The 23,811-nt window shown below is 63.7% G+C and carries 23 protein-coding genes; 22 read left to right on the forward strand and 1 reads right to left on the reverse strand.

Features of this window, described 5'->3' with window-relative positions; all coding sequences use genetic code 11:
• Positions 1 to 15: 15 nt before the first annotated feature.
• The 16 genes from QCE62_RS00225 (at position 16) to terL (ending at position 19,299) form a co-directional block, all read left to right on the forward strand.
• Positions 16 to 2,280: a hypothetical protein gene (locus QCE62_RS00225; RefSeq protein ID WP_309912937.1), complete on the forward strand. Its 2,265-nt coding sequence runs from the start codon at positions 16 to 18 to the stop codon at positions 2,278 to 2,280.
• The gene (locus QCE62_RS00230; RefSeq protein WP_309912940.1) at positions 2,280 to 2,819 is read left to right on the forward strand and encodes a hypothetical protein; all 540 of its coding nucleotides are present in this window, start codon (positions 2,280 to 2,282) and stop codon (positions 2,817 to 2,819) included. Before QCE62_RS00225 ends, QCE62_RS00230 begins: the two co-directional genes overlap by 1 nt.
• A complete protein-coding gene (locus QCE62_RS00235; RefSeq protein ID WP_309912942.1) occupies positions 2,776 to 3,270 on the forward strand; it encodes a hypothetical protein in 495 nt (164 codons plus the stop codon). Before QCE62_RS00230 ends, QCE62_RS00235 begins: the two co-directional genes overlap by 44 nt.
• Positions 3,271 to 5,826, forward strand: a complete 2,556-nt coding sequence (locus tag QCE62_RS00240) for a hypothetical protein (protein ID WP_309912945.1) — start codon at positions 3,271 to 3,273, stop codon at positions 5,824 to 5,826.
• Positions 5,826 to 6,743 carry a glycoside hydrolase family protein gene (locus QCE62_RS00245; RefSeq protein WP_309912948.1) on the forward strand — a complete coding sequence of 306 codons (918 nt, stop codon included), beginning with the start codon at positions 5,826 to 5,828 and terminating at the stop codon, positions 6,741 to 6,743. The genes QCE62_RS00240 and QCE62_RS00245 overlap by 1 nt, the downstream gene beginning before the upstream one ends.
• A gap of 4 nt (positions 6,744 to 6,747) precedes the next feature.
• A complete protein-coding gene (locus tag QCE62_RS00250; RefSeq protein ID WP_309912951.1) occupies positions 6,748 to 11,160 on the forward strand; it encodes a hypothetical protein in 4,413 nt (1,470 codons plus the stop codon).
• Between the two features lie 6 nt (positions 11,161 to 11,166).
• Entirely contained in the window at positions 11,167 to 13,350 is a 2,184-nt protein-coding gene (locus QCE62_RS00255; RefSeq protein ID WP_309912953.1) for a phage tail fiber protein, read from the forward strand.
• A complete protein-coding gene (locus QCE62_RS00260) occupies positions 13,350 to 13,694 on the forward strand; it encodes a hypothetical protein (protein WP_309912955.1) in 345 nt (114 codons plus the stop codon). Before QCE62_RS00255 ends, QCE62_RS00260 begins: the two co-directional genes overlap by 1 nt.
• Entirely contained in the window at positions 13,694 to 14,395 is a 702-nt protein-coding gene (locus tag QCE62_RS00265) for a hypothetical protein (RefSeq protein ID WP_309912960.1), read from the forward strand. Before QCE62_RS00260 ends, QCE62_RS00265 begins: the two co-directional genes overlap by 1 nt.
• A 7-nt stretch (positions 14,396 to 14,402) precedes the next feature.
• Complete coding sequence (locus QCE62_RS00270; protein ID WP_309912963.1) at positions 14,403 to 16,094, forward strand: hypothetical protein; 1,692 nt, start codon at positions 14,403 to 14,405, stop codon at positions 16,092 to 16,094.
• Positions 16,094 to 16,288, forward strand: coding sequence for a hypothetical protein (locus QCE62_RS00275; RefSeq protein WP_309912966.1), 195 nt, complete (start codon positions 16,094 to 16,096; stop codon positions 16,286 to 16,288). The genes QCE62_RS00270 and QCE62_RS00275 overlap by 1 nt, the downstream gene beginning before the upstream one ends.
• An 18-nt stretch (positions 16,289 to 16,306) precedes the next feature.
• Positions 16,307 to 16,543, forward strand: coding sequence for a hypothetical protein (locus QCE62_RS00280; protein ID WP_309912969.1), 237 nt, complete (start codon positions 16,307 to 16,309; stop codon positions 16,541 to 16,543).
• The gene (locus QCE62_RS00285) at positions 16,543 to 16,827 is read left to right on the forward strand and encodes a holin (RefSeq protein ID WP_309912973.1); all 285 of its coding nucleotides are present in this window, start codon (positions 16,543 to 16,545) and stop codon (positions 16,825 to 16,827) included. The genes QCE62_RS00280 and QCE62_RS00285 overlap by 1 nt, the downstream gene beginning before the upstream one ends.
• A gap of 92 nt (positions 16,828 to 16,919) precedes the next feature.
• A complete protein-coding gene (locus tag QCE62_RS00290) occupies positions 16,920 to 17,156 on the forward strand; it encodes a hypothetical protein (protein ID WP_309912977.1) in 237 nt (78 codons plus the stop codon).
• A gap of 89 nt (positions 17,157 to 17,245) precedes the next feature.
• Positions 17,246 to 17,440 (forward strand): hypothetical protein, encoded by a 195-nt coding sequence (locus tag QCE62_RS00295; RefSeq protein ID WP_309912980.1) that lies wholly within the window; start codon positions 17,246 to 17,248, stop codon positions 17,438 to 17,440.
• Positions 17,437 to 19,299, forward strand: coding sequence for a phage terminase large subunit (terL, locus tag QCE62_RS00300; protein WP_309912982.1), 1,863 nt, complete (start codon positions 17,437 to 17,439; stop codon positions 19,297 to 19,299). The genes QCE62_RS00295 and terL overlap by 4 nt, the downstream gene beginning before the upstream one ends.
• A gap of 4 nt (positions 19,300 to 19,303) precedes the next feature.
• Here the strand turns inward: terL and QCE62_RS00305 are convergent, their stop codons facing one another.
• On the reverse strand, positions 19,304 to 19,540 hold the full coding sequence (locus QCE62_RS00305) for a hypothetical protein (RefSeq protein WP_309912985.1): 237 nt from the start codon (positions 19,538 to 19,540) through the stop codon (positions 19,304 to 19,306).
• Positions 19,541 to 20,814: 1,274 nt separating this feature from the next.
• Here QCE62_RS00305 and QCE62_RS00310 point away from each other — a divergent pair.
• The 6 genes from QCE62_RS00310 (at position 20,815) to QCE62_RS00335 (ending at position 23,810) form a co-directional block, all read left to right on the forward strand.
• Entirely contained in the window at positions 20,815 to 21,045 is a 231-nt protein-coding gene (locus QCE62_RS00310) for a hypothetical protein (RefSeq protein WP_309912986.1), read from the forward strand.
• 192 nt (positions 21,046 to 21,237) lie between these two features.
• Entirely contained in the window at positions 21,238 to 21,771 is a 534-nt protein-coding gene (locus QCE62_RS00315) for a hypothetical protein (protein ID WP_309912989.1), read from the forward strand.
• A 95-nt stretch (positions 21,772 to 21,866) separates the two neighbouring features.
• Positions 21,867 to 22,121 carry a hypothetical protein gene (locus tag QCE62_RS00320; protein WP_309912992.1) on the forward strand — a complete coding sequence of 85 codons (255 nt, stop codon included), beginning with the start codon at positions 21,867 to 21,869 and terminating at the stop codon, positions 22,119 to 22,121.
• Positions 22,122 to 22,212: 91 nt separating this feature from the next.
• Positions 22,213 to 22,431 (forward strand): hypothetical protein, encoded by a 219-nt coding sequence (locus tag QCE62_RS00325; protein WP_309912995.1) that lies wholly within the window; start codon positions 22,213 to 22,215, stop codon positions 22,429 to 22,431.
• 98 nt (positions 22,432 to 22,529) lie between these two features.
• Positions 22,530 to 22,703, forward strand: a complete 174-nt coding sequence (locus QCE62_RS00330) for a hypothetical protein (protein WP_309912998.1) — start codon at positions 22,530 to 22,532, stop codon at positions 22,701 to 22,703.
• 780 nt (positions 22,704 to 23,483) lie between these two features.
• Positions 23,484 to 23,810, forward strand: coding sequence for a hypothetical protein (locus QCE62_RS00335; RefSeq protein WP_309913000.1), 327 nt, complete (start codon positions 23,484 to 23,486; stop codon positions 23,808 to 23,810).
• Position 23,811 lies beyond the last annotated feature (1 nt).

The raw sequence follows: 23,811 nt of genomic DNA on the forward strand, positions 1-23,811 counted from the left end.
CGATCCCCGTCCCAGATGGACGAGATCGTCAACCTGCTGCCCTCGGTCGAGTACGGCGGACTCGCTGACCGCGTCGGCGCCACGAGCCTCGGCTGCTGGGCGGCGGCGAACTTCAAGGGCGCGGACAACTTCATGTTCCGCACCACGGACGGCCAGCAGTGGGCTGTGCTCCCCGGTTCCGCTGCCGGCACCCTGCGCGTGCTCAATCTCGCGGCGGGTGTGGAAGTGACCGTCACCGCCGGCCCGTACGTCCAGCAGTACCTCGCTGTCGGTAACGGCGCCGGGCTACGGTTCCTCCAGATCGAGGACACGGTGCTCATCGTGAACCCGAGCGTCACCGTCCGGTTCAACGCCTCTACGGCGCCCGAGCCGAACACCCGCGCCTATCTCCAGATCAAGAAGCTGTCAAGCAACGACCAGACGTTCTACATCGGCGGCTCGATGGGGTCGGCGTCGGTCCTGTACGCTGGCTCGAGTCAGACCCGGACGCGCGAGTATGTCGCCGAACTTCTCCTGCAGAAGATCGGGGCCAGCATGCCCGGCATCGGCGTCTCGCGGATCGGCAACGTCCTACGCATCGTCGGCACGGCGGACCAGATCGCGTCCCTGACGGCGAACAACGACTGGGACTCGACGGCCTTGGTGTTCACCAAGGGGCACGTGACGTCCCTGGACGACCTGCCGCCGGTCATGTTCTCTAACGAGCCGCTGCTCGTCGACCTGTCGGCCGGCAAGCGGGAGACGGCGTACTGGGTGACCTACGACGCGTCGTCGAACTCGTACAAGGAGACTTCGTGGCTGGACTACGGCGCCTCCTCGGGATCGCTCGATCAGAGCACGATGCCCGTGCGTCTGCACCAGACCGGCCAGTCGACGTTCGAACTGCAGCCGGTTGACTGGACCGAGCGCAAGGTCGGGGACGGCTACAGCAACCCGCCGCCGCCGTTCGTCGACAACGTCCTGCGCGACCTCGCGCTGTGGAAGGGTCGCCTGTGGTTCCTTTCGACGGGCTGGCTCTGTGCCTCCCAGCCGGACGACTACTTCAACTGCTTCGCCGGGACGGCCCGGGAGGTCCTGGCGTCGGACCCGATCAAGCAGCAACTCGACGGCGACCTCGGGAAGGGCAACTACCTCGAGACGATGCGCGACGCGCTGATGGTCTTCACGGACTTCGCCCAGTCGATGATCGACGGGTCGACTCCCCCGACTCCGCAGAACACCACGATCGGGGTGGCTACCCGCTACGTCACCGATGGCAACTGCGGACCCGTGGCGATCGGCGACGCGCTCTACTACACCGGCACGGAAGAGGGCAGGTCCGTCCTGTGGGAGTACCGCTTCTCTCAGAGCGGCGAGGCGAACCAAGCCGACGACCTGTCGATGCACGTCCCGCGCTACTGCCCGGGGAGCATCCGGACGATCTCTGGCTCGACACAGAGCAACCGTCTGTTCCTGAACTCCTCGCTGGACCCGAGCACGCTCTACGTGTACTCGACGTTCCGGCAGGACGGTCAGCGCAAACAGATGGCCTGGAGCAAGATCAGCTTCAACGGCGTGGGCAGCATCTGGCACCACTGGGTCGACAAGGGAAACCTCTACGTCATCGCCCAGCACACGGCCGGCGGCTACGTCCAAATCTTCTGGCTCCCGCTCAACTCGAACCTCGGCGAGACGCGCAACGACGACCTCCGGGTCGACTACAAGCGTCCGGTGGCTCTGTCCTGGAACCCTTCGCTGCAGCGGTATGAGTTCGCCCTGCCGGTCGGCTTCGAGCAACTGCCGGACCTCCGGGTCCTGTACCCGAACGACGTCAGCGGCTGGTGGACTTCCTACACCCCGGCGCTCGCGTGGACCGGCAACCAGTGGATCGGCTACTTCACCACGGGCACCGGGCCGTCCCTGAACGTCAACGTGTCGGCGATGGTCGGCACGCGCGTCATCCGGACCATGCGGTTCTCCCCGTTCTACCCCAGCGCGGGCGACGCGGGCAATACGCCGATGGGCCGGCTCCAGCTTCACCGGATGCACATCGACGCCCTCAAGGCCGGCGACTTCACGGCCACAGTGTCTCGCAAGGATCGCGGCGACGCCTCCTATCAACTCTCCCCGATGATCGTCGGGTCCGGCCTCGGACCTCACACCGATGGCAACCAGACGTACGGGTTCCCCATCAACTGTGAAGGCCCCAAGGCCACCGTGACCATCACGACCGACAGCACGTATCCCTTTGTCGTCACGGGATACACCTTGTCCGGCCGGTACATCAACACCCGAAACTGATGATCTTCCTTCCCGCTAAGCCCCATCACATCAAGACGCTGGCCGCAAACCTGCGCCCCGAAGACCGCGCTGAACTGGCGGCTGCGTACGGACGTGACCACGACCTGTCGGCGCTGCTGATGGGCGGGCTGGATGGGGACCAGTGCGAGGTGATGCTCTCGGACGCCGGCCTCGTGCTCGGTGTCTGGGGCTACGGGCCGCTCTCCGAGGCGGACCCGTCCTTCGGCTTCATCTGGATGCTGGCGACCCCGGCGCTCCAGCGTGAGGCCATCTCCTTCCTGCGTGCGTGCGAGCCGTCGATCGACAAGGCCCACGACCGCTATACGACTCTCGTCGCCACCCCGTGGCGCGGGAACCCCCTCCATATCAAGTGGCTCGAGTGGTGCGGCTTCGCGCTCACAAACGACACCGACGCCCAATTCCCGGTTTATACCCATGTGCGGACCTCTAGCGATTCCGGCGGCGATGTTCGTAGTGTCCGCTGCCGGGGCGGCGATGCAGTACTCGCAGTCGAACAAGGCGATCAAGACGCAAGCTGAATCCGCCAACCAGAACCTCTCTCTCAAGTACGCAGCGGACGCGCTCAATCAGCAGGCCAATGAACGGCAGGCGATGGAGCAGCGCACCGACCTCGCCATGAATGCGGCACGGAAGCTTGCACAGGCACGCGTGGTCGCCGGGGCCGGTCGTGGGTCTCTCGCCTCAATGGCGCGAAACATCCAGGCCGGTACCGATCTCGACCTCTCGCGGATCGATGTCTCGCAGAACAACGCGAACACGGCGCTCCTGCAGAACGAAGCGGCGGCGCAGATCAGCACGGACAACGCCCTCGACGGACTCTCGTCGCAGGCATCGGCGGCGCAGGCCAATCTCGGTCTCTCCCTCACCAGCGCGGCGGTGTCCTCGGCCGGCGCGGCGTATTCGAACGTCCAGAAAGAACAACTCGCCAAGAAGTACTCGTACTTCGGCGGATACCAAGGCGGCGCATAAATGGCTCAAGACGAATTCACCGGGGCACCCTCGGTCCAGACGCAGTATCAGGAGGCGCGGGCTGCTCAGGTGGACCCGTCCACCAAGGTCGGGGGCATCAAGGCCCTCGGCGACGCATTCGGAAACTTCTTCAACAACACGCAGAAGACCCTGACCCAGCTTAACAGCGACGTCGAGACCGAGCGTGTGCAGTACATCAAGGACGAGAACAAGCGCATCTCCGAGCAAGGGAAGGCAGACGCCATCTCGGGCAAGGATCGCGACGTCCTGTGGTCGGACCGGGGCGCGTACAACGACGCCTACACCGACTCGCTGGCGACGCAGACCGCGTCCCAGATCGGGCTGAAGCTGCAAGACGCAGCGCTGAAGATGCCCCTCGACGGCTCCGCGAACTTCGAGGACGTCGCCAAGAAGGTCATCGACGAGCAACTCGGCCAAGGCACAGGCGACGCGCAACTCGATTCGCTGATCCGGGTGAAGCTGTTCCCGACCGTCAAGAACATGCAAGGCTCCATGCAGGAGCAGGTGCATCAGACGGTCGAGAAGAACATGACCAACTCGATCAGTCAGTCGGCCGTGGCTGATCTGTATTCCCCGACTGGCTTCACGACGGACTCGTGGAACTCCGGGCGATCCAAGTTCCTCTCGGTGACTCACGGCGACACCGCGCAGGCCGACAAGCTGATGATCGCGTCGATGGCGCAGGGCGTCCAGAACTCCTACCAAGGCGCGGCGGTCCTCAAGGCCGCGAACGACTCCGGATGGGCAGCGCAGAACCCCGAGGCGTACGCGGATCTGTCCGAGAAGGTCATGACGCGCATGACGCATCCGCACTCCTTCGAGGCGCAGCAGGCGCTCACCGGCTGGCAGGCGGACAACATGGCGGCGTCGATGAATCCCATGACGCCCGCGTCCTACTGGGTCAACCAGATCGCGAAGTTCCACTCGCTGGACAGCCAGTACGGCCTGGGCATCCAGTACCTCGCCCCGGTCATGGAGGCCGCGAAGCAGGCGGCGAAGGTCAAGGCGGACGTCAACACGTTCTCCTGGGCCATCACCAATGGCGCGACGGCCGAGGCCACGGCTGCTCACTTCGGCGTGGGCAAAGACAAGATCATCGATCAGTCCATGCCTTCGTGGATCACGCAGCAAGCCGGCGATCACTTCCCCGAACTGGCGAACACCCTCAACGGCTCGACGGGAGAACTCCGGCCGCTGCAGGACCCCAAGGCCGTTACCCAATTCGTCCAGATGATCTCGAATCCGGCGGTGCGGGACGCTTCCGGCGCCGGCATGCCGGCCATGTACAAGACGCAGATGGGGCAGGCGCTGTCCGGGAACGACCCGGTGGCCGCTGGACGTGCCTTCGACTTCTACGACCAGTTGCGTGCGCAAGTCGGCGACGCTCAGATCGATCGCTACTTCTCCGACGACGAGGCTCGGCTGCGCTACCGCGCGATGAAGCTCGTGGCCGGGAACTACCCGGATCGGACTTCCGCCGCGAAGTTCATGATGGAGAACCGGATCGACTCGAAGACTCTCGCGGACGCCTACGACAAGCGGGACGTCGGCGGGATCGCCAAGGTCCTGTACCCGTCGAAGAAGCCGGAGGAAATCCAGACGATGTTCACGAAGGACCGCGACGGCATGCTGCTCAAGGCAGTGGGCCGGGACGGCTTCTTCAAGAACCCGCACGTCTCCATGACGGCCGATGACGAGAACGAGTTCAACGGGCTGTTCGTCAGCGCCGCTGCTCACCTCAAGTCTGTCGGCGTGGACGATCCCAAGCAGGCGCTGCAGATCGCGACCGACGCCTACGCCAAGACGCGTATCGCCCGGCCTGGGCCTGACGGCAACGTCATCCTCCAGCGCGACACGTTCAGCGGTGCGGGCCGTGTGGTCGGAGCGCCGCTCAACTCAGACCCGAGCCACCCGTACTCCGTCACGAAGGGCTACGCGCCGATGTACGCGCCGGTCCCGATCAAGAACGCGTTCGGTGTGGTCGAGGACCCCCTGAAGCTCGCGCGGCAGTCGCTCGACGACATGCAGAAGCGGGCGCCGGGAGTACTCGGCGACAGCGACGGCCTCTACCTCGGTGCACCCGAGACGAGCACCGGCCTGTCCCCGGTCATGAAGACCGGCTCGCTGGCGCAGGTGCAGTTCGCGCCGGGCCAGGACGTCGCTGTGATGCGCGAATTCAACCGCGTGGACCAGACCGTCCAAGACCCTTACTGGCGTGCGACGGCCGAGGCCGACGACAAGCTGTTCCGGTCGAAGACTCAGTCCCATCTCGTGACCACGAAGGTCCCCTCGGATACCAAGGAGGCGGAGAAGTTCTTCCGCGACACCTTTGGCGACGGCGTGATCGTCCGACGCCTGCCCTCGGGCGCGTGGGGCGTCTACAAGGGCTACACGATCGAAGGGACCACGGCGGCGGCTGAGAAGGCACGGGCCGAGAAGGAGACGAAGTTCCAGAGTCAGGCCGGCATCCGGCAGGAGTGGAAGGAACTGACGACGGGCGTCGGCTATGAAGGCCAAGTCACCCCTGTGAATTAATGGACACCACACCTCAACCCCCGATCCTGAACGACCCGTGGACGGAGGCTCCTGCCGCTGATGGCAAGCCCCCGATCCTCCGGGACCCTCGCCAGGAACTCGCAGTCCCCCCACGCAACACCGACCCCGAGCACGTCCTGTCCCAAGCGATCGACGACAACGTCAATCAGCAGGTCAGCGCGGGGTCGCTCTTCCTCAATCAGGTGAACCAGCAGCAGGGCGAACACGGCCCGCTCTGGAGTCTCCAATCCTTTCTGGATCACATGACGAACAACACCCCTTCGGCTCCCCCGTTCCCGGGCGCACCGCAAGGCCCGTGGGTCTCGATGGCGAACGAAGCCATCGGTGGTACCGAAGGTCTGGCGGAACGCGCGTACTGGGGCGTCTACTCGAAGAACCGGAAGCCCGGTGACATCTACGTGAAGCCCGGGCAGGTCACGGCGGACACGAAGGACGAAGTGTCGGTCGGCTACGGCTACAACATCACCGGCAACGGCATCGAGAACTCCCGCAAGCTGTTCGCCCAGATCGGCATCGACTCCGCGCGATTCGACAAGATCATCAATGGCGAAGGCACGATCTCGCCCGACGAGGCGCTGCGTCTGCGCGAGGTGAAGATTCAGGAGATGAATGGCTACCTGAACAACCTCACCGGCAACGCGCCGCTGAAGGACAACCAGCGGGCCGCTCTGGTCTCGATGGTCTACAACTTCGGCCCCGGCGGCTTCAAGAAGACCGGCATCCCTGATCTCATCAAGCAAGGCGCGAGTGACCAGACGGTCGCCAACGCGATCGCGAACGCATCCCCGAATCAGAAGGCGCTCCAAGGGCGCCGCAAGGCCGAGGCGATGCTGTACGCGGGCGTGAACGGCGCAGTCCAGCAGGTCGCCAGCACCCAATCCAACTACCTCAAGTAAAGCAATGGAACCCACGTCGAACATCATCGGGCCGGAGCAGGACTACACCGACACCCTCGTCACCGGGCAGACGGCCCCCGTCAAGCCCACCGAGATTGACCCGGAGTACGTCCACCTCCACCAGTCCCATGCGCTCGACGTGGCCGCTGCTACGTGGCGTACGGAGACCGCGATCGGGCAGGCGCTCAACCTTACCGACGCCCTGTCCGGTGTCCAGACCCCACAGCAGGACCCGTCGTATAACCCCTACACGGACGTCAACGAACACAAGGAGGAGTTCAAGGACCTGCTCCCGCTGATCGACAGCGGCGAGTTCAACCTGAACTCCCTCGACTCCCCGCAGCTTCTCCGCGCCTACGCGAAAGCTGCACGACAGAACATGAAGGACCGCGAGACCATCGCGAATGGCACGCTCGGCGGGCAGGTGCTCGGCATGGGCGCCTCGATGCTCGACGTGACCTCGCTGATCTCCCTGGGCGGGCTGGCGACATCCGGCGTCAAGGCGGCGACTCTTGCCGGCCGGGCACTCACCGGTGCCGCGATGGTCGGCATCGACTCGGCCGTGCAGGAAGGCGTGCTCCAGTCGCTCGACCCCGTGCGCCCCAAGGAGGACGCGTACTACAACATCGGGACCGGCGTGGCGCTCGGCGCCGCCCTCGGGCCGATGATGAAGTTCATGCACCCGGACAATCCCCTGCACGGCGCGGACAATCCCTTCGCCCGCGAGAACGTCCAGAAGGGCGTCCTGGTGGAGAACCGGGTCGGCCAGCTTCCGGAGGAAGGGCACCAGATCACCAACGACCCGAACCAGCCACACACCGGTGGCTTCGGGGCTGACTCGATCGGCGCCGCTGCCGTCTCCCGCGAGACGCTGGGAAGCATCGCGGCCGACGAGGCTGACGCGACGACGTTCGCCGTGGGTAAGTCCCGGCTGGCGAAGGCCATCGACTGGGCGCTCGCGACTCGTTGGACTCCGCTGGGCCGTCTCAACGGCTACACGAACTCCACGGTGCGCGACTCCCTGCTCAAGATTTACGACCACGGCGGTCTCCTCACCGGCGCCAACCTGAAGGGCGAAGGCGGCGGGATCGACGCGGAGACGCGCAAGGTCATCTTCGACCAGCGCATGGTCTCCGTACTCCACGCGATGGAGAACTCCCGCGTCGCGGCGAACAAGGAACTGGGCCAGTCCGGCGCAGGGATCGCGGCGAAGTCGATGCTGTCCTCGGTTACCCAAGGCGCGGTCGACAAGAACATGGTGCAGTCCGAGGTTTTCAACCGGGCCGCTATGGACTTCGCTGTGGGTCACGACGTCGGCTCCAGCATCGAGGACATCCGCGCGGGCGCGATGAAGCGCCTTACGGACTCGGGCCTGACGAATGAGCAGGCCGCGAAGGTCCTGCCGCACATCGAGACGGCTGGGAACACCGCCATGGACGGCATGACCGACCTGATGAAGCGTGCGGTCGATCGGGGCCTCGTGGACCCGGAGGCCATCACCAAGGGCCGGAACTACGTACCGCAGCTTTGGGACCGCGCCGCGATCGACGCGAATCCCGAGGACGTCAAGGCGATGCTCATGGAAGTCTCGCGCGGTGCGCCGGACGAGCAGTGGCTCAAGGACAACGGCTTCATCGACGCCGGCCGTCCCCTCGCCGAGGGCGAAGAGGCGCTGCCGAAGTCGTGGGAAGAACTCAAGGCGTCGGGAGACGCCACGAAGGCGGCAGAGGCCCAGCGCCTCTGGGGCGGCGATGTCGACGAGGAAGCCCGGTCGGCTGCTGATGCCCGCGTCCGCGCGGCGCAAAAGGCGCAGCTTCAGGCGCAGGAGAACATGGCCGACATCCTGAAGGAATTCAAGGGTGCGGACCGTGACTGGCGCAAGGCCAAGCTGTCGGAGATGAAGGTCGCCGGCCGGCTGCAGGAGCGCGGCGCGTACACCCGGCTCATCGCCTCGGCGTCCTATCGTGCCGACAAGGCGCAGGCGCGGATCGACGAAGTCCTCAAGCGCACGGGCGGGGTAGACCCTGACCAGTGGCATGCTGAACTCGGGCAGATTCTGCAGGACAACGGTATCGCCGTTGACCAGATTCTCGCTGACCGCAACGCGGCCCACAAGGCGGCGTCTGACGGCGAGGCGCTCACGGCGGCTCTCCGGGGCCAGCGGGACGCGCACAATGAGAAGCTCGGCGCCATCAAGGCCGAGCGGAAGGACGTGCTTGCCGAACGCGCGGACATGCGCGAGAACCTCGGCGGCACTGAACTGGCCCGCGCCCTCACGCCGAACAACCAGGAACGCGCCGCCCTCAATGCGGATCGCCGAGCCACCCAGGCCGAGCGCCAGCAGACCCTGAACGACCTGAAGGAAGCCATCGCCGAGAAGCAGGCGGCGCAGGAAGACCTGAAGGCAGCGAACGCAGCGATGCGCCGCGCCAGTCAGGAGCAGCGCGAGACCCGCTCGTGGTTCGACGCGGTGGGCAAGGAAGTCGAGGAGATGAAGAAGAACGAGGGCGAGGCACTCCTGGCCCCCGGACTGAAGCAGGCATCCGAAGACACCCTCGCCAAGCTCGACGCTCTGAAGGCCGAGTTCGAGAAGGCAACTGCCGCTCGACGGGCTGCGCGGGAAGCCCGGGCATCATCAGGACTCGACAAGCTCGAAGCGGAGCGCACGACCAACCTGACGGCCCGGGAACTCCGCAAGGCGGTCTACGCCCAGCGAAAGCTCGACGGCGCCCCGGCGGTGGAGAAGTGGGTCGACGACTTCGTGAACTCCTATCGAGGCCTCGACCGGTCGCCTCGCGGCTTCGCGTTCGACGAGCTACCGGACTCTGGCCGGATCAAGGAACGTCGCTTCAACTTCACGGCCGAGCAGCGCCAAGCCTTCATGGACAAGGGCTACCTCCGGAACAACCTCGCGGACGCGTTCAGCATGTATCACCAAGACATCGGTGGCCGGCTGGCGCTGCACGAGGCCCTCGGTGGTCGCAAGATGGACCAGATCATGAAGGACGCTGCACAGGACTACAGCGAGCGTATGGGCCGCGCCGGCTCCGACAAGGAACGGTCGCAGCTTCAGAAGGAGTGGGAGGTGGCCCAGAAGGACCTGCAGGCCGCGCACGATCGAGTGCTCGGTAGGTACGATCCCAAGGACCACAACTCGCTCGTCTGGACCGCCGACCAGCTTCGCATGCTGGGCGTCAACCGGTTCATGGGCGGCTTCGTGTTCGCTGCGATCGGCGACATCGCCACGGCGGCGCTGCAGTCCCCGAGTTCCCCGCTGAAGATTCTCACGGCGAAGGGCGCTCGGGACTACGCGTACATCGTCAAGCAGGCGGCGAAGGGCGACGAGGGCTTCCGGGAACTCGAGCGGGTCATGGGTTCCTTCGAGGCCGGCCTGTTCATGCAATTGTCCGATCGTCAGATGGGACGCGGGACCGCTGCAGACTACATCGGCATCGGCACCGGCCGCACGAAGCAGATCACCGGCGCCATCGAGAAGGGCCTGGAGACCACCGCGACCCTCGGCTCGAAGCTGACGGGTCTGAAGGCAGTCTCGGACAACTACCGGCGCACCGTGGCGCTCGTCGAACTGGCGAACATCCGCGAGTGGGTCGGCAAGTGGGACACCCTCGGCGCATCCAAGCAGGCTCGGCTGGCTGCTGTCGGGATCGGCGAGCGGGAAGCCAAGGCACTCAACGGACTCTTCGAGAAGTACGGCGAGGAGCAGAACCGTGGCCTGTTCTCCCCGAACATGCACAAGTGGCTCGGCGACCGTAACGGCGAGGAGATGAAGGACGTCCTCGAGGCGGCGCTCATCAAGTCGCAGAAGCGGGCGTCCTACGCCGGAGGTCTCGGCTCGCAGCCTCTGCTGATGGACAAGTGGTACGGGAAGATGTTCTTGCAGTTCCAGAACATGGCGTTCCAGTTCACCGACCGGTTCCTCCGGGCCGGCCTGCAGCACGGCTTCGTGACCGGCGACCACATCCGATTCGCTCACGCGATGGGGTGGGCGCTCGCCTCGGGCGCCCTGATGTCCGTCCTCGCTGAGTTCCGCAAGCCGAACGGTGACGTCACCAAGATGCTCGATAACCCTGCCTCGCTCGCCTACAACGTCGTGCAGCGCAGCGGCATCCTCGGGTTCTCGAACCCGTACATCGACGCCACCGAGAAGCTCCTCGACCCCACGCTGAAGGCATCGTTCAACACCTCCCTCCAAGGAGGCGCGACGAAGTACTCCGCCAACTCGTGGGCCGCTGGGTTCCTCGGTCCGTGGTACTCGACCTTCGACACCATCCAGCAGTCCGGCGCTGACTCCGCGAACGGGAAGTTCTCTGACGCGGCGGCGAAGGCGGCTCGACTCATCCCCTTCAATCAGCAAACGCAATTCGTTAAACACCTCGTCGCCATGAACGGCGAATAAGGAAACGTGCTCACAACCTACACCACGGACGGTTCGCAAACCGTCTTCACGTTCGATTGGCCGTACCTCGATCGAACGCACGTCTTTGTGACGGTAAATGAAGCGCCCCGTCCGTTCGTGTGGGTCGATGACTACACTCTGAAGATCACCACGACGTTCGGGGACCCCTTCGAGTCGGGCCTGACGCTCAAGATTTTCCGGGCGACTCCCGACGTCGTGTCCTTCGCAGAGTTCAAGGACAACTCGAACCTGACCGCCGATGACCTCAACCGGGCGCGGCTTCAGGTTCTCTTTCTCATTCAGGAGCGCAGCGGCGGGATCGCGGGGTACGTGGGGCAGGCGATCCAGTCTGTCACCAACGACCTCCAGTCGATCTCCGGTGCGCTCGGGGACCTCCAGTACATTCGCGGGGTTCTCGAAGCCGGCCTCCAGACGCTCGACGATCTGCAGGCCAGCATCACACGCATCGACAATGGCGCGAAGTCCCTACAGGATCAGATCGACGCCGAGATCAAGGAGCGGGTGGACGCCGGGGCGATCCTCACGACGCAGGTGAACACCCTGTCGTCCACGGTCGACAACCGCCTCACCACGTTCTCCTCGCAGGTTCAACTTCTCCAGTCGTCCAACGACATCCTCGCGAACAAGCAGGACGTCCTCGAAGCCAAGTTCGACAACCTCGACCTGACGCCACTCGATCCGACTGACGACCGTGACGACGCCCTGATCGCCGCGTCCATCATCTCGACGGCTGTGACCGGCGTGAAGCTGGACCTCGCCCAGAAGCAGCAGATCGAAGCGTACGCCCACGACATCTCGACCCTCGAGGCGACGATCGACCAGAACTGGATCGACGCCCAGGCGCTGGTACAGACCGAGCGCGAAGCGCGTGTCGAAGCTGACACGAACGTCGCCGGTCAGATCAGCGCGATCACGGAGCAGATCACCACGCTCCAGTCAACCGTGGACGACAACATCGCCCAGGTCGTGCAGACCATGCAGACGCAGGTGGACACCATCAACGGCAAGGTGACCAACCTGAACGCCCAGTACGTCCTGAAGGTCCAGGTACAGCGCACGGACGGCCGACCGGTCGTCGCCGGCATCGGCCTCGCTGCGACGTCCAACGGGGACGTCACGAACTCCGAGATCATCCTCACGGCCAACCGGCTTCTGTTCGTGGACCCGGCGGCGCCGGACGGCGTAGTCAAGCCGATCTTCGAGTCGGGCCTCGTGGACGGGGCGAACACCTTCGTGATCCCCGCGAACGTCCTGGGGGACAAGAAGTATCCCGGACGTCTCCTGGTGGACGGCGCGATCGACACGCGGACGCTCGCGGCGAACGCTGTGACGGCCGACAAGATCGTGGCCGGCGCGATCTCTACCGACAAGCTCCAGGTCGGCCTGGGTGTCAACCTACTTCAGTTCTCAGAGATGTTCGAGGGCGGCGGCGACCTGGGCGGGGCACGAGGATGGCACTACAGTTCCTCGCCGAACCGGGACATCAGCGTGGGGTTCTCGGTGGCGCAGGCCCGCATCGCGTTCCCGACGTACAACGTGGTGGGCGGCAACACCTCCTACATGCTGTCCACGTGGACCAACGGCGTCACGGACCTTTCCGGGTACGAGTTCGTCTATTCCGATGCTGTCCCCGTGGTGGGCGGAAGCTGGTACGAGTGCTCCACGTACTTCCAGAACGCGCGGTGCGAGGCGGACATCGGCATCATGTGGCTGGACGGTAACGGGGCACAGATCGCCTCGAGCGGCTTTAAGGGTGCGGCCGGCTTCTCGTCGGCGTATTCAGCGAACGGGCAGGGAGCAGGCTTCGCCCTCTCCCAGTACGGTCGGATGGGCGGACGGGCGCAGGCCCCGGGTACGGCAGTCAGCGCCCGCTTGGCGATCCGCAAGGGTTTCCACGCGGCGGCTGACGGCAACAGCTACCTGTTCTGGGTCAAGCCCATGCTCGCCCAGACCTTCTCGAACACGTCCGTGCTGTCACCGTACAGCCCGGGCGGTCTCGGGACCACCATCACGCCGTACGGTATCTCCACGCCGTCGCTGTCGGCCCTGTCGGCCACGATCGGCCTGCTGCGCACCTCCGCCAGCGGTCAGCGGCTCGAGATCGACTCGAACCAGATTCGGGTCTACGACGCGAACAACGTCCAGCGCGTCCTGTTTGGGGTCTGGTAATGCCCGCAGGACTTCTTGTGTGGGACGAGGCCGGCCGGCTTCAGGTCGACACGACCACGTTCCTCGGGCGCTACTTGGGGCAGGCGGTCATCGGGAACGGCACGGGGTCCATCGTGAATGACCAGTTCACGCAAGGGATTCCCTGGGCCATCCCGGTGATGGACAACGCGTCCCCGATCGACCCGAACGCATCAGGCACCTTCGGCTTCGTCGACATCTACTCGTGGATGACCACGCCCTCCTGGTACTTCTCGGGCAATCAACTGGTCTGGACGCGGGACCTCTCGAAGACTCCCACGAACTGGCAGTCGCCCACCTGCACCTTGATCTACGGAGTGAACTGATGCCGGCAGGGCTTCAAATCAGAAACGACAGCAACGTCTTGCAGGTCGACGGGGTGAACCAGCACATGGTCTTGCTCCGCGCTGGCGTCATGACGACGGGGCATCTGGCATCTGGACGCACCGACATCGCCTCAAGCATGGCTACGGTCGCGCAGAACAACGGCGAGATTCTCGCGATTCAAGCGGGAGGCGCCGGGTTCTCGATCGCCGGCCGGTACGGCGGGGTGACCACGGTGTATTTCCAAGGGATAGGCGAGGGCGCTCTGGTCGCCTACTGGGTCTTCGGCCCCTACACGCCGTCCGGCGTCAACTACGGGATGCTGATTCGGGACGCGAACAACGTGCCCATCTGGGACACCGGCCGACCTCCTATGCGCGTCGTGCAGACGGTGTCGGGCCTCGGCACGTTCACGGTCGGGGCGGCAGGGAAGACCTACGCCCTGGCGGCGGTCACGCAGTACGGGAAGCTGGAGCGCAGCGGCGCCGGCCTCCCCGGTCAGCCGGGCAACCAGAACCTGCTCCAGACGTTCACCACGGGCTACGGGGCGATCAGTGGGCAGACCGTGACGATCCAGAACAGCTTGACGATCGGCGGGGTCTACGGACCTGTCAACAACAGCCAGATACCGGCCGGCTGGGGCGGCGTCTGGGACAACCAGCAACAGAACACATACACGGTCCTCGACGTGACCAACTACTAGGAACTCAATGGCATGGTATGCAACGGGTACCGTCGCGGTGACGAATGGAAGCAACGTCGTCACCGGGACCGGTACTCAGTTCATCACGAACATTAAGTCGGGCGACATCTTCATCGCGCTGGATAACGGGCTGCTGTACGAGGTCGACCAGATTGTCTCCGCGACTCAGCTGACCCTCAAGCGCGAATACGCAGGCGTGACGAACGCCTCCGCCGTGTACGAGATCGTCCCGACGACGTCCAACCTGAAGACGCTTGCGCAACAGGTGACGGACCTCATCGCGATCTATCAGGAAATCCCTCAGAGCGCTACGGACGCGCAGGACGCGGCAGCGGCGGCTCAGGGCTACCGTGACACCGCGAAGACGTATCAGGACAACGCGGCGGCTTCCGCCTCGACAGCCTCGGGAGCCGCTACGACGGCTCAGGGATACCGGGACACCGCCAAGACGTATCAGGACAACGCAGCGGCGTCCGCTTCTGCGGCAGCAACATCGAAGTCCGGGGCCGACACGGCGAAGTCCGGAGCGGATTCCGCGAAGGCTGCTGCAGATGCCTCGGCCGCCTTGGCTGGCAACTGGGCGGCACAGGCGTCCGGTACCGTTGACGGTGCCAACTACTCGGCGAAGTATTACGCGATGCAGGCAGCGGCGAGCGCCGCTTCGATCGCGCTCCCTGTCCCAATTACGTCGGGCGGTACAGGCGCGACGACGGCTGCGGCGGCGCGTACAGCGCTCGGCGTACCCGCTATTGCTTCATCCAATACGTTTTCTGCCAGCCAAACGATCAGCTACAGCCAGCCGCTATTTTCCATAAACGATACAAGCGGCACTGGAGTTGCGGTCTTGCAATTCAATTCAAACGGCTCGATGGTTTGGCAACTGCAAAAAACGAGCGCCAGCGATCTCAATGTTCGACGGTATGTTTCAGGGGCTTTTGTTGATGTCCCTCTGTCAGTTTCGAATTCGACAGGTGTTGCCACCCTTGCGCAGCGGCCCATGTTCGGCACTGCGACTCCCTGGGACTCCGCGAACCTCCCCTCGGTCTCCGGGCGCCTGCTCAACATCCAGGTCTTCACCTCGAGCGGAACGTACACCCCGACTGCTGGAACCACCAAGGTCATCGTGAAGTCGGTAGGCGGTGGCGGCGCAGGCGGTTCGACCGCAGCGACCAGTGCGGGACAGTCCGCAGTAGGTGCTGGCGGTAGTTCCGCCGGCTACGCGGAGGTCCTACTGACCGCTGGGTTCAGCGGCGTGACCGTCACTGTGGGCGCGGGGGGTACCCCTGGCGCAGCCGGCGCGAACTCCGGGAACGCGGGCGGCACGACCAGCTTCGGGACGATCATCTCCTGCCCGGGTGGTAGTGGTGGCGCCGGGGGTAACCCATCAGCAGCAGCAGCCGTCAACCCGAGCGCCGGTGTCGTCGCCCCCACGATCTCGAGTGGGACGATCATCAACGCGCTCGCGGGACAGCCCGCGCCGAACGCGCTGGTCCTTGTTCCCGGCTCGGTCGCCATCAGCGGCTACGGCGGTAGTGGCCCGCTCGGGGTCGGAGGCCAAGGCCGTCAGACGACGGGCGCAGGCATCGTCGGGGCCGGCTATGGCGTCGGCGGCGCTGGCGCCACGACCTCCGCGTCCGGTGCTGCGCAGATCGGCGGCGCTGGCCGTCAAGGTGTTCTCATCGTCTACGAGTTTGCTTGATGAATCGCTACGCAGTTGTATCGGATGGTGTCGTCACCAACGTCGTTCTCTGGGACGGCACCTCCGAATGGGAGACGTCCTCGGACGCCGTCCTCCTTCCCCCGGACTCCCCTGTCTCCGAGGGGTACTCCTATACCGCCGGTGAGTTCACCGCGCCCCTTAATCCGCCGCCCCGTCCGGACGGCTTCATCTAATCACCTCACCAGATAATCATGGCAGACACCAAAATCATCCTCGTCAAGAACGGCCAAGTCTCGGCAATCGTCTTCCCGGGCGAGCGCATCGACAACACCTACGGCACCGTGGTCGCTGAAGTCGACATGAGCGTCGAGATCGGCGTGGGCGACGTGTACCCCGCTGCAGACGCGGCGCCGGCCAAGAAGACCTCCAAGAAGGCTGCGGCTGATCCCGCGCCGGCAGCGGACGTCACCGAGACCCCGGCGGCGTAATGATCGATCAATTCTCCTTCCGCCAGCTTCTGGCGGTGCTGGTCGGAATGGGGATCGTCATTGGCATCGGCAAGCTCTTGGCATCCGACGAGAAGTTCTCGTGGCGTCTGGCCATTGGCCGCGCCATCGTGTCCGCAGGGCTGGCCGTTGCGGCTGGTGCCCTCGCGGGCCTCATCCCTGGACTGAGCCAACTGGCCATCATCGGCTTCGCTGCCGCGTCGGCTGTACTCGGCGAGCAGTTCCTCGAGAAGCTCATCCATCTCCGCGCTGGCGGATCGCAGTGACAAAGGGACGCCCTGAGCGTCTCCGGATCGGCGGGAGGTACTTCTCGCTCGCCCCAGTCCCGGAAGACCAGCAGGGACTCGTCTACGGCCTCATGAACCCCGACACCCGCACGATTCATATCGGCGATGACATGTCGGGGTTCGATGAGGTGGACACGGTTCTGCACGAAATCATGCACGCCATCCGCTTCACCCAGGGACGTGAAAACGGCGGGGAGGTGGAGGAGGACTACGTGCGCTCACTGGCCACTGGCCTCACCAACGTATTCCGCGACAACCCCGGGCTGTATAGGTGGGTCGGCCGCATCCTGAAGAAGGACCAGACATAAGCGATAACAGTGACCTCATCCGGCAGAAGTTTGAAGACTGCCTGATCGAGGGTCTGAAGGGCCAGCCCCTGACGACGAAGGACGGAGTCGTGCGCGATCCGTCGACGGAAGAGATGGTGATGGTGGCTCCCGAGGCTTCCTTCCTGTCGGTGGTGAGAAGTTACCTCAAGGACCTGACGGGCGATGCCCCGAAGGAGAAGGCCCCGACGACCGGGAAGGCGCAGGGACTCTTGGCGGAGTTCGAGCGTAAGTCGAAGCTGCCGTTCGGGCAGCGTGCGAATTGAGCGGACGCCCGTGGTGGTGGGAGTCGGATGACCCGGTACGGGAGGAATTCAGAAACCTCCTGTTCCTCGTGTGGGAGCACATGGGTCTCCCCGCGCCCACGCCCGCGCAGTATGACATTGCGCGGTTCCTGCAGTTCGGGTGGGCCGGCTACGGCGTGGATGCCGATGGCGCCATCTTTGACTGGTACGGAGATGATGAGGTCGAGCCTGACCGCTCCGGTTGCACGCGACTCGTCGAGCCGTCCGCATTCCGCGAAGACATCATCGAGGCATTTCGCGGGGTAGGGAAAAGCTACGCGACTTCGGCGTACGTCCTGTGGCGTCTCTACCGCAACCCTGAGACCGAGAAGGTGCTGGTGGTCTCCGCGTCCGGGAGCAAGAGCAAGGAGTTCATCTCCATGACGAAGGCGCTCCTGCTGACCATGGATCAGTTCGAGCACATGCGTCCCCGGGACGACCAGCGTGACACCGCGTGGTCCTTTGACGTCAATGGGTCCAACATCTCACAGTCGCCGTCCCTCAAGGCCGTGGGTATCACATCGCAGATCACTGGCTCCCGTGCCTCGCTCATCGTAGCGGACGATGTGGAATCGGCTGACAACGCCCGAACAGAAGAGGCCCGCGAGCGTCTCCTGCAGAAGACGAACGAATTCGCCGCCATCAAGGTTACCGGCGGTGCAGACGTGATCTTCCTCGGGACGCCTCAGACGGCCGAGTCCATCTATACCAAGCTCATCAAGCAGATGGGTGCGCTCGGCTGGATTCTCCCGGCGCGGTACCCGCAAGCGGACAAGCGTCAGTCATACGTCTTCCAGCGGGAAGGTAAGTCGGACTGGGACGCCCTGGCGCCTCGTGCCCAGCGGGTGGATCGGGACCCGAGCCTCCAGTGGACCCCCACCGACCCCGAGCGATTCAACGAGGCTGAATTGCAGACGCGGGAGGCCAAGGGCCGCTCGTACTTCGCCCTGCAGTTCCAGTTGGACACCTCGCTCTCGGACGCCGAGCGGTATCCCTTGAAGCTCCACGACCTCGTGGTTATGTCGTGCAACTCGACCAAGGCTCCCTCGGAAGTCCAGTGGGGCCACGACACCGGCAACAAGAACAAGCGCACCGACCTGCAGAACTTCGGCTTCACCGGAGACTTCTGGCTGGGGCCACTGTTCATCGACCCCGAGTGGCGCCCGTTCGAGCAAGCGGTGCTCTTCGTCGACCCGTCAGGCCGAGGGAAGGATGAGACCGCCTGGGCCGTCGTGAAGACCCTCAACGGCAAGATGTACGTCGTGGAGTCCGGTGGTGTCTCGGGCGACCCTGATACCGCTATGGTCGCCGTGGCTACCGCCGCGAAGCGTCACAAGGTCCACGAGATTCTTGTCGAGCCGAACTACGCAGGCAACATCTGGATCAACGCGTTCGAGCCGAAGCTGTCCAAGGTATGGCCGGCCGAGAAGCCGGGCGACACCGCTGGATGCTCAGTCAAGGAAGCAGAGTGGAGCAGGACGCAGAAGGAAGTCCGGATCATCGAGACACTCGAGCCGGTCATGGCGACCCACCGCCTCGTCGTAGATGAGTCAGTGGCGCAGGATGCCGTCCTGATGTACCAGCTTACCCACATCACGCGCGAGCGTGGCTGCTTGAGTCACGATGACCGCCTGGACGCACTGGCGGGCGCTGTGGCCGCTCTGGCGAACACGCTGCGGGTCGACGAGGATCAGGCGGTGCGGGAGATGAAGGAGGCTGAGGAGGACGAGATGCTCGAGGAGTTCATCGAGGGGTGTCTACGATCTGCTGCCGGTGAATACCAACAGCGAACCGTCTACGGGGAAGAGGTCTGGTCCTACGAGTCTGGGCGCCACCTGTGACGTCTTACGCCCCCGCGTGCTTGTCCAGGAAGGCCCGGAAGTCCAGGGCCATCTTGGCGTAGTTCACGCGTCCCCGAGGCGCGTACACCTTCGGGTCAACCGATAACCGGAAGACCTCGAAGGCGGCGGGATACATCCTCTGCATCTGCTCGACTTCGAGCCGGGCACGGGGACTCCCCGAGAAGGCCCAGAGGAGCGCGGCGATCGCCACGAGGGCAAGGACGAGTGGGATAGCGAGCATGGTCAGTACAGTTCTCTGGTGCGCCTCTGCTCCGCATTGAAGTCTGAGCATCCCTTGAGTGCCGCCTGCTGCATACCCGAAGGGGAAGCGCCACGGTACTCCTGGGACGTCCATACGTCTCGCTGGAGGGCTTGGTAAGTGTCGATGAAGCTTTGCCCCGGGCGGGCGTGTCGCAGGGTAGCCTGGGCCGTCTCAAGGCTCTCTCCGGCGTCCCGGGACACCACGGCCTCACGGGCGATCTCGGCGTAGGTCTGGCAGTCTATGATCTGCGGGCGATGTGCCCATGCGGCGGAGGTGGAGAGAAGGAGGAGCGCTGCGATGGCGGTTGTTTTCATTGTGGTCTCTCAGAGGTCCCCGGGTCGTCCCGGTGTTGGGCAGATTGTAATATCGGCTGTAAACTCCTGACAATAGAGGGGCGCCTTAAAAAATATCCCGAAAATGCGTGACAAGGTGTGTTGGCCCGCGCGGCCGCGAATCCCCCGTGGCCCCCGGGTCGGCTCATGGCCGGCACCACCCCGGAATGCTTGCTGGCGGACAGGGCGCGGGACGGACTGAGACGGCGGGCGAGTCCCCACGGCAGACCCCACGTAGCGCAGGACGGCGGGCGCAATGCCTTGCTGCATAAGGGTTTGAGGGCGATGACCATCGGACTGGTATGACGATGTTCGAGGAGGCAGGGGACGGTGGGCGGGTCTCAGGACGTCACTGGGCTGAGGGACGGCTGATGGTCAAAGCGGGTGTTTGTGAGTGCATGCGTGCACTTGCGAGCACCTGTTTTATTGCTCTCACGGTCCGGAGGCATAGGGACGTCCTAGGGACGGCTTAGGGCCGCTCCTTCGGCTTCGCCTCAGTCGCGAACAAACGAGGGACTCACCGGCCGCGCATGCCCTCCTATGACTCACCGTGAGTCCCTCTGATGGTCTCTGATCTGCCTGGGCGATTGGCGGGCGCATCGTCCCTATGAGTCATGGTGACGGCGGGCGCATTGATTAAACCGCCACAGGGTGAAGGCCTAAGCCAGTACGGGCGATTGGCGCTGTGCTTTCTCTTTTGGGTGCGGGTGCTATCGACCACTGAAGACCGGCGGGCGCATCGCTGTGAGTCACTACGCTGGCTAAGGGTCTGCCGCTCACGATCGGATTAATGTCCCCACGTTTCACTCAACTACTCAACAACTCGCTTTACATGCGCTGAGACCTGTCCTATAGTCCGTCTCACGGTGCTCAAACGCGCCACCCGACTAACGCAAGTTGCTGAGTGCAAGGGGCTTTACCATGACTCAAATCGACATCACGCTGGCTATCAACGACGCGGCGAATCACATCATCGCGAACGACTTGGACTATGCGGACCATGCTGACCTGCCGGAAGGCTACACGCTGGCCGCGCACGCTGACGGCGTCTGGATTGTGGATGCCCGCTTTACCTGCAACATGGACGACATGCCGCGCATCGTCCGCGTCATCAACGCGCCTCTCTGGGGCCGCAACTTAATCGAGTGCTGACCATGACTGACCGCATCATTGCTGCCTGCACGTATGCCGCTATCGGCCTCATGCCGTGCGTATCTGGCCTCATGGCCGTCATCGTTTTTCGTCTCTATGGGGTATGACAGGTCGAAACCCGGGACGTCTCCGGGTCCGCACGTGAGGCGTGCGCTGACGAGACCAGACACTCAACCATCAAGGGGAATCACCATGACTGACGCACGCTATAACGGCTGGACCAACTACGCTACTTGGGTCGTCGCGCTCTGGCTCGATAACGAGCAAGGGACGCAAGAGCATTGGGCGGAGCAAGCACGCGCGGCCGTCGAAGCGGAAGACTTCGATATGGACGCGGCACGGCGCACGCTGGCGGGCCAATTGAAGGACGAGCACGAAGAGGCCATGCCGCAAACCACGGGCGTCTTCGCGGACCTCATGGGTTACGCGCTGGGGTCCGTCGATTGGGACGAGGTCGCGGACCATTACATGAGCGACATCGAAGTCTATTCGTCCGGATGGAACATGCCTGGTTACATGCCGGACGAGACGCCCGCGCGGTTCCTGTCCGCTGAAGAGGCGCGTGAGTACGTAGCTGAGTCGATCGAAGATGCCTCAGAGACCGTACGCGAAGAGGATGATGCACTGTCCGCTGAGATGGCTGACGAGGCCCAGCGCGTCCGCGAGGGCGCGGGGGAATACGGGAAGACTCTTGGCGATTACCACTACTTCGTCACGCGCCTCTAAGTAGCGCGAGTCACTGTGAGGTCGAAACGCTACCTCGCGTAGCGTCTGCCGGTAGTGCCGGCACTGACGAGACCATCAAACACTGGAGAGGCACCATGCCCCGTTTTAACGGCGTCGAGTTGACGCCCGAGACCATCACCGCGACTCACGCATGGTTTGCGAACAACGCGCAAGCGTGCATCGACGAGGCCGTGTCTGGCGCGGTGCGCGTCAATGACCTTTCGTCCTATGTCGCGTGGCGGCAGCAAGACATCGACCGGCACCGCGCGGGGATCGGAGGGACGTCATTCGCCTTCCTGCAACGCGCGTACTACATCCAGACGGGCGAAAGCGTCCCTCTGTTCGCTTGAAGTAGCGCGAGTCAAAGAGGTCGAAACGCGCTACACGGCGCGTCTCACGGTTTCGCCGTGACTGATGAGACCAACACGAAGAGGTGAAGAGATGAAAGGAAAGCCGTGGTTTGCAGATCACGCGTTTGGGTATGAAGACCGCACCGTGCTCGCTGTAGAGGTCATGCTGGGTTCTGTGTCGCTTTGCGTCGATCCGACAGAGTGCGGTGCGGGGTGCATGGAGGTCATAGCGTCCGGACTGGACTTTGAGACGGCTGAAGCGTTCGCCGTGGCACTGGGGATTCACTACGGCGCGGAGGTCACGAAATGACGCCCCGTGACCGTTTCCGCAACGCCCTCTACGCTGTCGCATGCTGGTTCTGCCTCTGCGCTCCTCTCTTCGTCGATGTCCTGAAGCGGGGGTGACCCATGAACCGCTACGGATTCAAGGTGACTCACACGGACGGCGCGGTGCACTTCTGGTATGCGTATGCGGACGCAGAACGCGCGGCCTGGATTGATTTTGCGGCCCATTACGCGCCCATCACGCAAGTTTTCTGCGTGGCACTGGTGACCGACGAGAAAGAGGAGGAGGTCAATTAAAACGCGTTTTGAGCGGCCGGACGTCGAGTGACTACCACCCTATTCACCCGCCCATCCCAGAGGCACCACGGCCCGCCCAATGCCCCACGAAATGCAGTTTAACTCCGCGCCTGTCCATCAATGGACCGATATGGGGCACCTTTCTGTTGCATATCGACGAATGGACGATTTAAAGGGACGCGTAAAGTCCCGATTCGTCGGTGTAATGCAACACATCGTTACATAAGCCGGTCAGCGTTACCGGGTTCCTCAGAGCACTGGCGGCAGTTGAGCCGGAGGTCGGATTAAACCGACACAGGGTGATCTCTGAGCGTCCCTATGACTCTATAAGAGGTCTCTATGAAGAGGGGGAGCCACCCTCAGAGTCCTCCTACAGACTCATACACAGAAGTTACTTCTGAGTCTGAAGCCACGCCCTCCAATAAGAGAGGGCTGGAGATTTCATTGCTTGAGACGGGAACAGACGCATCGTATGCTTCCGATTATTTTTACTCAGGGGAAAGTGAATGACTGTGAAGTTAGAAAGGTCCGCAGAGACACTGCGCAAGCGATTCGGCCTGTGGTTGAAAGCGAAGCGCGAGGAGCATGGCCTGACCCAGCTAGACATCGCGGCGCACGTGCCTTACTCGTATCCGGTCTTTGTGAGCCAAATCGAGCGGGGTGTGTCCGCGCTACCGTCCCATGACATGCTCCAGTGGGCGGAAATACTGAGAGTGAGCCCGAAGGATTTCGCCAAGGAGTACCTCTACTTCTACGAACCCTTCATTTATGAATGTATGTTTGGAATCGACCCATATGCACGCGAAAAACTTCCCCGAGGGGGGAAAACAACTCGGAGCGCACCCGTCCCACGCACTGCGCGACGTCCATCAAAAAGCTAACGAGGCATGGCCTGAGGTCGTGGGCGAATACGAGGATGAGTACCCGGAGACTCCGTGGTTCTCATTGGGGGCTGGGGATTTTGAGATGGTGGTCGAGTCGACGGATCGCTACAACGTCCGTCTTTTCGCGGGTCACCGTCTCGTCGCCACCGACTGCATTGAGACCCTCTGGGCTGCGCTGGTCCGCGTGATGGCTGCTCAGGGGTTTAGCCTCCGAGGGGTGTGAG

Source organism: Caballeronia sp. LZ033 (genome assembly GCF_031451265.1).
Taxonomy (GTDB): domain Bacteria; phylum Pseudomonadota; class Gammaproteobacteria; order Burkholderiales; family Burkholderiaceae; genus Caballeronia.